This window comes from Amycolatopsis sp. WAC 01416, from assembly GCF_003947485.1.
In the GTDB taxonomy this organism is placed as follows: Bacteria; Actinomycetota; Actinomycetes; order Mycobacteriales; family Pseudonocardiaceae; genus Amycolatopsis.
In genome coordinates, this window is the sequence record NZ_QHHX01000003.1 from 893,525 (window position 1) to 902,912 (window position 9,388).

The following is a 9,388-nucleotide window of genomic DNA, read 5'->3' on the forward strand; positions in this document are numbered from 1 at the left end:
TCTCATGGCTGACCGCACAGGCGGACAACTGGAGTTCCTGGTGCTCGGCCACTCACCCGAAGGCGCCACTGGCTGGCCGCACCCGGTGACGATCAGCGTCTACCCGCGTGGCAAGACGACACTGCTCAACTTCTCGTTGGGGCCGCACATCGTCAACGTCGGCGGGCAGCGCTCCGTCACGCAGGTGTTCCTCGACGGCAAGTTGGACGAGACGTACGCCGAGGAGTTCGACGCCTGCGAGGCCCGGTGGCTGGTGCCACACCTGGCACGGCTTGCGGCGGGTGAGAAGGTCACCGACCGTGCCCTCATTAAGGCGTATGAGTCGAAGTTCGGTCACAGGCCGAGGACTGAGAGGTCCGCCGACTACACCTTCTGAGCAGTGGCTGCTCTGGGGCGCCGTCATCGGCTCTGTGGCGTGGACCGTCCGTCCGCTCGTGCCGATGTACACGTGCGAAATCTGACGATGGCCATGCCACGTCCCCGGGGGTTAACGCCAGGGCATGTGCTGTAGGCACCAGGTATTGCCGTCGGGGTCGGCGAAGTACGCGTAGAACACTCCGCCGAGGTCCTCGACCTCGCTGATCTCGACGCCGCGTTCGACGAGTTCGGCGCGGGCCGTCTCGATGTCGGCGACCACCAGGTGCGGACCGCGCGGTGTTCCCGGAGGCATGTCGAGGGTGATCGAGCATGCCGAACCGGGTGGGGTGAGCCTGGACGATGCGGATGCCGGGCTTCGGGTTGACGTCGACGTCGAGGCGGAACCCGAGCTGGTGCTGGTAGAAGGCTTTGGCCCGGTCGATATCGGTGACCGGTACCGGCACCAGGACATCGTGCCGGTACACCCATGCCGGCGTACATGGTGACCTCGGCAGCCACCTGCCGGCCCTGCGGCGACGTCCTCGCCGCGGCGGGATCGGGCACGACCCGACCTGGGTCCGTCGGCCAGGTACCGGGTGCCCCGACTCGACATCGAATCGCCCACCCCTGACCGCCACGGCGCCGGGCCGGCGGGCCGCGCGTCACAGCGGGGTGGGAAGAAGAAGCCGGCCGGCGGCGAAGTGGTGGTGAAAGCTGACCGCCGACAGGAAGGATCCACATGTCAGAGGTGGACACATGACCGCGGGAACGGGCGAGCAGGTGACCGATGCCGACCTGGCCGCCCGGTTGCCGCAGGACCCGGAACTGTTCACCGAAGTGCACGATCGCTACTTCGCGGCCATCTACCGGTATGTGGCCGGGCGGCTGGACGCGCAGACCGCGGAGGACATCGCCGCGGAGACGTTCCTCGTCGCGTTCGACCGGCGCGGCACGTTCGATCCTGAACGCGGTGAGGTGCGGGTCTGGTTGTTCGGCATCGCCACGAATCTGGTGGCCAGGCACCGCCGGAGGGAGGCTCGCCACTATCGGGCGCTGGCACGGGTGAACGTCGCACCGGCGGTCGAGGGGCACGAGAGCAGGGTGGTCGCGTCGGTGGCCGCCCGGCGGCTGCTTCCTCAACTCGCGAACGCGTTGTCGCGGCTGTCCGCAGGGGAACGGGACGTGCTGCTGCTCGTGGCGCTCGGCCAGCTCGGGTACGAGGAAGTGGCCGCGGCGCTCGGTATTTCCTCCGGCACGGTCGGTTCCCGGCTCAACCGTGCCCGCAAGAAGCTCAACTTCATCCTCACCCCGGAGGCACTCGATGAATGACCTGCAGACGCTGCGCACCGCGCTGGCATCGGACGGGCCGTCCCAGGACGTGGTCGACCGCAGCCGGCACCGGCTCCAGAACCGGATTCGCGGTGGCCGGACTTCCCGGCGGCGGTCCGGATGGCTGGTCGCGGGAGCCGGACTCGCGGCGGCCGCTGCCGTCGTGGCGATCGCCGCCATGCCGGCCGCACCGGTCGACGGTCCGCCGGTGCGAACGGTCAGTGGGCAGGAGATCCTGCTCGCGGCCGCCACCGCCGCCGAACGTTCCCCCGAGGGGGCCGGCAGCTACTGGCACGTGAAGGTGGCCGAGGCGGACGGCGCCGCTGCTTCGAGTGGGTACGAGTACTGGATCAAGCCGGACGGTCAGTCGTGGATGCGGGGAGCGAAGACGGGAGGCAAGGTCACGCCGTTGAAGCCGCAGTCGGCCACCCCGTTCTCACTGGTCGCCGTCGATCTGACCCTCGAGCAGTTGCGTGCCCTGCCGACGGAACCGGACGCGTTGAAGGCCTGGATCGCCGAGGCCCTCGAGCGCAGTGACGCCAGGACGAGCGCGGGCGAACTCACCGCGAGCGACCGGGAACAAGCCGCTTTCCAGTCGTTGATCTCACTGGTGTCCACCCTGCCCGCCACGCCCGAGGTCCGGGCCACGGCTTTCCGCGTGATCGCCGACTACCCAGGTGTCGAAAACCTCGGCGCGGTGCCGGGCGGGCAGGGCCTGTCGCTGCCCACGGGTGAGCGGCTCGTCGTCGATCCGGAGACCGGACGGGTGAACGGCACTTCGATCTTCGTCACCATGGACGGGGCGGTGAACAAGGTGGCCAATCCCGCCGGCGCCAGGATCAACGCCGAGTGGACCAACACCCTGCCCGAATAGCGGATCGGTGACCGGGGGCCGTATCCCGCTCCCGGCCACTTCCGCGGCCCAAGTGCGGATGCGTCGCCGCCTACGGTGTCGCGCAGGATTTCGGTCATCGACCGCACCTGGAACGGGAGTTTCACTTGTCGGTGCTGCTGTCCCAAAGCGCAGAGAACGTAGACCGGGAAACAGGCGTGAGGCCGGGGTCGGCGAGGTCGAGTGCCTGGTCGGTGAGTCCGCCGGCGTCATCCTCGATATTCCGCCACCAGTAGCGGTGAACGGCCCCGGACGAATCCTGCTCGATCTGCTTGACGGCCACTGTCTCGTGGTCGACCACGATCGCTTCCCACAGCCAGCGGGCTCCTTCGTTGACCAGGCCTTCATGATCCACGTATTCGTAGTACTGGCGAAGCTCGGAGCCCTCGTCCAACGCCCGATACCACGCGACGCTTGCCCGGAACGCGGATTCGGTCTCCGGTGGCCAGTGCCGTTGTGCTGCCAGACGCAGGTAGTGCGTCTCCACGTCCGCCGGAAGATCGGTCACTACCAGAGTATGCCGGTGGTATCGAGCTTCGCGCTCTCATGGCACCCCTTGACACAAAGGGGAGCCATGAGCGCGCGTTCGTGTATGCCGGTTGGCGGAGTGCCGGGTCGATGATTGAGGCGTACCCGAGCCATCCTCGTCGTGAACCGGCTACGCGGGCTTACTCCGTCGTAATGCCTGTTAAGGAATGGGTCTTTGGGCAGCGTGTGGCGGTCGTGAGTGTTGCCGACGGTCAGAACCGTCGGCAACACTCACGAGTCCCTTCATCAGTTTGCCGTAGTGCGTCACCCGAATGCCATTCGGTTGACCTGGTTTGTGCATTGCCCTATTTTGAAAGAAATGTTCGTAGATCGTATTGAGTAACATGCCCGATACGTCCAGCGACTCCCGATAGGCATCCACGATGACGTGGGCGCCTGTATTGTTCGGGAGGGACCTAGCGATGCGCCAACGATCTCGAAGATCTGTCCGTGCGGTCAACGTTCTGGCGCTGACCGCCGCGCTTGTGGTGACGCAGCTGCCCGGTATCGCCGCGGCCGCGCCGGTCGCGGGAAAGAACGTGCTCTATACGGCGGACGCCGATTTCGACAACGGGGTCTTGCAGGACGTCAATCACGACGCGCCCAACAACAACCAGCTGCAGCTCAACAGGTCGACGGTGTTCTTCCCGTACGTCAATGTTGCGGCTTCGGCCAGGGGAACCATGGTCCGCATCGACGTCAACACCGGCGCGATCGTCGGAGAATGGACATCGGCGCCCAGCGGTCGCGGGCACGACCCGTCCCGCACGACGGTCGACAAATTCGGCAATACCTGGTTGTCGAACCGCGCGGAAAACACCGGCGGAAAAGGCTCCGTGACCAGGGTCGGCGTGATTCAGGGCGGCACGCGCAGCAATGCCGACGGCACGCCGAACCCGGTCGGCGACTATCTCAAGGGCCCATTCGGGTACAACACCTGTGACGACCGGGACCTGGACGGCTTGTACGCCACCACCCGCGGTCTCGGCGACATCCGGCCATGGACCAACGCCGGTGGTGTCAACGACAACGGCGGCGTCAGCACAGCGGCCGACGAATGCATCATCAACTACACCCGTGTCACCGGAACGAACACCAGGACGGTCGCCGTCGACGCCAACAACGACCTGTGGACCGGCGGCGCCGACAACGATCACGAAAAGCTGATGGGAACGTCCGGGGATCCCGTGGCGGGCTCCCAGATCAACTTCGGCTGCGGCGGGTACGGCGGACTGATCGACAAGGCAGGCACGCTGTGGTCAGCGCGCTTCGGCAACAACCTGCTGCGCTACGAACCGGGTACCGGCGCCGGTGCCTGTCTCGACACCTCGCACGGTGACTACGGGCTCGGCATGGACCCGAACACCGGCGAGATCTGGCACACCACCGTTGACCGGTCCGCAGTGGTCAAGATGTCGCCGGCGGGCACCGTGCTCGGTACTTTCCCGCACGGCAACCAGTACGCACAGGGTGTCGCCGCGGACAAGGCCGGGAACGTGTGGGTCGCGCATTCGATACTCGGGGCGCAGACCACGGTCGGGCATCTCCGGACCGACGGTACTTTCGTGGGCAACGTGGCGCTGCCCGGCGGTGCCGGCCCGACCGGCGTCGCGGTGGACAGCAACGGCAAGGTGTGGGTCACGAACCTCAACACCAACAACGCCCAGCGCATCGACCCGGCCGCCGGGCCGATCGGCGGTGGCGGGTTCCCGGTCGGCGCGGTCGACCTGACCGTCGACCTCGGTGCGGGCGCGGGTCCGTACAACTACAGCGACATGACCGGGTCCGTGCTCGGTGAGATCACCGCGCCGCAGGGCACCTGGTCCGTCGTCCAGGACGGCGGCGTCGCGGGCCAGACCTGGGGCAAGATCACCTGGAACACCGAGCCGCAGGGCAGTGTCCCGGCGGGAACGAGCATCACCGTCGAGGCGCGTACCTCGGACACCGAAGCCGGGCTGGCCGCCCAGCCGTTTGCGGCGGTCGGCAATGGCGCCCAGTTCACCATGACCGGGCGCTACATCGAGGCACGTGCGACGTTGAAGGCGAGTCCCAGCGGGGCCAGCCCGATCCTGTCCGACCTGCGGATCCAAACTTCGGAACGGACCGGCGTTTTCTCCTGCCAGGCAACGGTTCTCAATCTGGCCGGATTGATGGTGACCAGGGCGAACCCGGCGGACGTGCCGTGTGCCGACGATCATCAGAACCTGGCGAACGTGAACCTGAACGCCGGTATCGTCGGTGTCCGGCTGAACGTGCTCGACGCCAGGACCGACCAGACACCCGACAGTCTCGCCGCATCGCCACCCGCTGCCGGTGACAACGCCTTCGCGGAGGCGAAAGTGGAGTCCTCGAAGGTCACCGCCGGCGCGATCATCCCGCTGGTGACGATCGAACTGGGCGTGATCAGGTCCACGGCGACGGCGACCTGTGTCGTCGGACCGGGTGGGCTGGTGCCGTCGCTGGCCGGTTCGTCGAGCATCGCCAGCCTGAAGATCAACGGGCTTTCGGTGGCGGTGGGCAGTGCACCACTGACGATCCCGCTGGCGGTCGGCTCGCTGCGGCTCAACAGCACCGTGACGACCGCGACAAGCGTCACCCAGCAAGCGGTCGCGTTGGACACCCCGCTCACCGACGTGGTGATCGGCGAGGCCAAGGCCAACGTCGAAGCCACCGCGGGCCACCCCGGCGGAAACCCCTGCCGCGTGTGACCACGGATTGACTCGTGAGTGTTCCGGGCGGTTCTAACCGCCCGGAACACTCACGAGCTTTTAGCCGCCGTTCGAGGGTCGCCAGGCCGGAGCCGCGGCCATGTCACGGGTGGATGCCGGCGCCGACTGATCTGAAGACGAACCCGAAGATTCCTCGGTAGACGGTCTCGTCGGTGATCAGAAAAGTCAACGACCTGGTCCGGCTGCAAGCCGATGACTGCGCCACTGCCTTGGAAGTCTGCAAAGAGGAACTGGCTGCCGCGCTAGCCTCGGACCCGAAGTTCGGGCGATCAAGAGGACCGACGCGCGCATTCGTCACGGCCATTCGCGGTCCGCATGTCCCGCGGCGCCAGGAACCACGTCGTGTACGTGTTCGTCTCGTTGAGGTCGCACACGAGCATTGACGATGACCTGGTCGAACAGGCGCGGCGGGAGTTGCCGCCGCCGGTGACACGCGGACGCGGGGTGAAGACCCATGGCCGCTGGTTCGCACCTGGTAAAAACACTGCGGCCGTGACCAGCGGGCGGGACGACCGCACGGACCGCGTGAACGAGATCGTGAAGGAGGCCGGGTGCCCGTTCGTGCCGTTGACGGCGGCCGCGGACGTGGAACTCAAGATCGCGGCCGAGATGCGCGACACCGGGATTACGGACGCCACGGTGGTCATCAATAACGTGCCGTGCCAGGGCCAGGCGAGCTGTGACGATCTGCTGGGCGTGGTGTTGCCGGATGGGCAGCACGTTGACGGTTCACGGGATGGGCGGGTTCACGAAGGTGTATCGGGGAGGCAAGCAGTGGTGACGTTCGATGGGTGGTTCGATCCTGGTCAGCGGGAACCGCTCGCGGTGAGCACTTCCGCTGAGGTGGACGAGCTGCTGGACCGGATGGTGGCCGAGGCCGAGTCTCCGGAGGTCGAGGTGGGCTTGGTGGCCCAGCTCGACCGCAGGGACGAAAACGGCTGGTCGATCCTTCAGTTCGGCGTGCGCGCGGCGGATACGATGTGTGGGTTCGTCGGCTACGCGAGCAAAGGCGAGACGAGCGTGATCAGCACATCTGGCGCGACGTCTCCGGAGCCGGTGGCCTACGACTACCAGTCGCACGAACGCGAGGTGCCGAGTAACGCGGAGATCTCTTGGTCCTCCGTGCGTCAGGTCGTCCATGACTACGTGTCCTCCGCCGGTGCCCGGCCCGCCCGGGTGACCTGGTTGGAAGTCGGGTGAACGGCTGGCAGATCGCGATAACCGCTGTTCTGGGTGTTCTGGCCACCTCGGGCGCTTTCATTGGCGCTCGGCTTGGCGCTCGGGCGAATGACCGGGCGACCGAGCAGCGTGAGCTAGCTGCTCGTCGTGAGGAGTGGTGGCGGCGGTTTACCTGGGCTGCCGAGCTTGCCATGGACGAGTCGTCGTCCAAGCGGGCCCTTGGGTTGAGTCTGATGCTGAAACTTGCAAGGTCGGAGCTCGCCAAACAGGACGAGTACCAGTTGCTCGACGTGTTTCACCAGCGCGTACTTGGTGAGATACTGGACTCGACCGAGAAGACGGGGCAAGACTGATGACTCGATCGCTGCGAGTAACCGAGGAGCAGATCGCTGCTGCCCAGCTACGTCTCTTTTTGGACGAGAAGCAGGGACGAACGACGCCGGAGACGGTCAGATCGATCGCGAACTCGCTACCCGGGGACGAGGTTGTCGGCACTAATCCTGCCGCTCCTGTCTCATCGCAGAATGTCGTTGAGGAGGATGCACCGAGCGTCGCCGAGCAGGACGCGCCCAGTCGAGCTAGCTTTCTTCCGCCTAAATTTGCTACGACAATCGATGAGGCGCTCCGGCGATCGGCTAGGCCTGACCCCACTGGCAGAGGCTTAGTTGTCGACGTGTACCGCCCCTATGTCACGCGAGCCGTAGATGCTGAGCTGGCCGAGAGTCTTTCGCGACAAACACTTTGGCTTCCAGTTCAGGCCGATGAATTGCTAGATAGAAAATCTGAAGTTGAACGTAATTCTGCTTTGTTTGCAGCGGCTACGGTCGAAATTGCAGCTCGGCATATGCTAGAACTTGCGGAAACGATTGAGCGCATACAGAAACGTCGCAAAGATTAGATCTCGTCCTGTTTGGAATTATAAGGTCCGATTCTATCCGCCCGGACTTGTGAATGCCGTATGTCGATCGTGGCAGGGCTTGCAGAGTGGCCGGAGTCGGTGCCAGGCGTCGGGGTCGGCTACTCCGCGGGCGACGAGGGATCGTCGGGATTCGGGGTGGTGGTCGGCCACTGTGGCCGGTTGCCGGCAGAGCACACAAAGCCGATGTTCGCGGAGGTAGGCGGCGCGGTTCTTCTGCCATTCTCGGCCGTAGCCGCGTTGGGCGGCGGTGCCTCGGGCGTGGTCGGTGTCGCGGCGTTGTTCGCGTCGGCAGGTCGGGCACGGTCCGGCGGGGACGGTGCGTCGGCAGGTCGAGCAGACGCGGCCTGACTGGCTCGGCATGTTGTCGCCGGTCAGGCGCCCAGTCCGGGCTGTGGCCGTCGGTGCGCCCGTTCCGCGTCGGCTTCGGCTTGCCAGTCGCTCCAGCGGCGCCCGTTCTGCAGCCGGGTGTAGCGCGGGATGTGGTTCGCGGGGATGCCGACGGGCGCGGGTCCGAGGACGGCGAGTAGATCGGATTCGGCTTGGCTGTGCCATCCGGCGTCCTGAATGGCCTGTTCGTCGGCGAAGACGTCAGCGACCCTGTCTCGCTCCGGGTCAAGGTCGGCGTCCTGAGTGCCGCCGTAGGAGTAGACCCAGCGGAAGTTCGGGGGCGGGTCGGGTTCGACGAGCTGCCGGAAGAGGGCGACTTCTTTGGTGTAGCAGTAGAAGCCGGTGTCGGGCCGGGCTCGTGCGATGTCGAGCCAGGCCAGGAGGTAGGCCGTGCTGTGGAAGTCTCCTGAGTCGTGGATGCGGATCCAGGCGCCGGTGAATTTGGGATGGTCGAGTTCGGCGAGCATGGCGGCTTTCCAGCCGTCGAGGTCGTCGAGGGTGTGCCGGAGGTTCGCTTCGTGTCGGGCGAGGACGACGGGGATGCGGTAGGTGCCGTTTTACTGGTAACCCCGGGTATTACATCTTGCGGAATAGGTTGTGGTGAGACTGAATGGTGCCTGACGGCCGGTGCAGGCTGGTACCTGTTCTGGGTACCTCGCTGGCGGAAGTTCTGACCGGAGGCCCGACCAGTGGGTCGGCCGCCACCGGCGTCCGTGCGGTGGGCGTGATGTCCAAGGGACGTCTTCGGCGAAGCTAGGATATCGATCTCCCATGACCAGTGGGTTCTCCGATGTTTAGGTGAGGTGGAAGCGGGTTCTTGCTCTTCCTCTGGGTGTTTCCATACCGTTGGTTCAGTCGATAGGGTCTCTGTGCTGAGCAACTCGGTCTTTGGGGGGGGGGGGGGGGGGGGGGGGTGTATTCTTTCGGGGTTTTGGGGGGGGCGGGCGGGGGGTCGCGGGGGAGGCGGGGGTGGGCAAAGTGGGCACTGTGCCAGGGGGGGGGATGCGCCAACACTTGGCGGGGGGTGTGGGGGTTTAAAACGAGTGGGGGGGGCGGGCCCACGTGGGG

8 protein-coding genes and 2 pseudogenes are annotated in these 9,388 nt (G+C 65.9%); 6 read left to right on the top strand and 4 right to left on the bottom strand.

Translation table 11 applies throughout. The features are described from left to right. Nucleotides 1-4: 4 nt before the first annotated feature. Complete coding sequence (locus tag DL990_RS13680; protein WP_125798878.1) at nucleotides 5-376, top strand: hypothetical protein; 372 nt, start codon at nucleotides 5-7, stop codon at nucleotides 374-376. Nucleotides 377-487: 111 nt separating this feature from the next. Here the strand turns inward: DL990_RS13680 and DL990_RS42395 are convergent, their stop codons facing one another. Continuing rightward, on the bottom strand, nucleotides 488-670 hold the full coding sequence (locus DL990_RS42395; RefSeq protein ID WP_370451314.1) for a VOC family protein: 183 nt from the start codon (nucleotides 668-670) through the stop codon (nucleotides 488-490). A 43-nt stretch (nucleotides 671-713) separates the two neighbouring features. Further along, a pseudogene (locus DL990_RS42400) lies at nucleotides 714-995 on the bottom strand (VOC family protein); the annotation flags it as partial. A 118-nt stretch (nucleotides 996-1,113) separates the two neighbouring features. On the opposite strand from DL990_RS42400, the gene DL990_RS13690 reads away from it, so the two are divergent. Both DL990_RS13690 and DL990_RS13695 read left to right on the top strand, forming a co-directional pair. Then, on the top strand, nucleotides 1,114-1,686 hold the full coding sequence (locus DL990_RS13690; RefSeq protein ID WP_125788168.1) for an RNA polymerase sigma factor: 573 nt from the start codon (nucleotides 1,114-1,116) through the stop codon (nucleotides 1,684-1,686). Continuing rightward, nucleotides 1,679-2,560 (top strand): CU044_5270 family protein, encoded by an 882-nt coding sequence (locus DL990_RS13695; protein WP_125788167.1) that lies wholly within the window; start codon nucleotides 1,679-1,681, stop codon nucleotides 2,558-2,560. Before DL990_RS13690 ends, DL990_RS13695 begins: the two co-directional genes overlap by 8 nt. A 121-nt stretch (nucleotides 2,561-2,681) precedes the next feature. Here DL990_RS13695 and DL990_RS13700 read toward each other — a convergent pair whose 3' ends face one another. Continuing rightward, the gene (locus DL990_RS13700; protein ID WP_125798879.1) at nucleotides 2,682-3,086 is read right to left on the bottom strand and encodes a hypothetical protein; all 405 of its coding nucleotides are present in this window, start codon (nucleotides 3,084-3,086) and stop codon (nucleotides 2,682-2,684) included. Between the two features lie 442 nt (nucleotides 3,087-3,528). Between DL990_RS13700 and DL990_RS13705 the strand changes: the two genes are divergently transcribed. From DL990_RS13705 to DL990_RS13715, 3 genes are all read left to right on the top strand, one after another. Beyond that, nucleotides 3,529-5,814, top strand: a complete 2,286-nt coding sequence (locus DL990_RS13705; protein ID WP_199746344.1) for a hypothetical protein — start codon at nucleotides 3,529-3,531, stop codon at nucleotides 5,812-5,814. 363 nt (nucleotides 5,815-6,177) lie between these two features. Further along, entirely contained in the window at nucleotides 6,178-7,035 is an 858-nt protein-coding gene (locus DL990_RS13710) for an Imm1 family immunity protein (protein WP_158632619.1), read from the top strand. Continuing rightward, nucleotides 7,032-7,367 (top strand): hypothetical protein, encoded by a 336-nt coding sequence (locus DL990_RS13715; RefSeq protein WP_125798881.1) that lies wholly within the window; start codon nucleotides 7,032-7,034, stop codon nucleotides 7,365-7,367. The genes DL990_RS13710 and DL990_RS13715 overlap by 4 nt, the downstream gene beginning before the upstream one ends. A gap of 937 nt (nucleotides 7,368-8,304) precedes the next feature. On the opposite strand, the pseudogene DL990_RS13725 reads toward DL990_RS13715, so the two are convergent. Next, nucleotides 8,305-8,865, bottom strand: a pseudogene (locus DL990_RS13725) (hypothetical protein); the annotation flags it as partial. Nucleotides 8,866-9,388 lie beyond the last annotated feature (523 nt).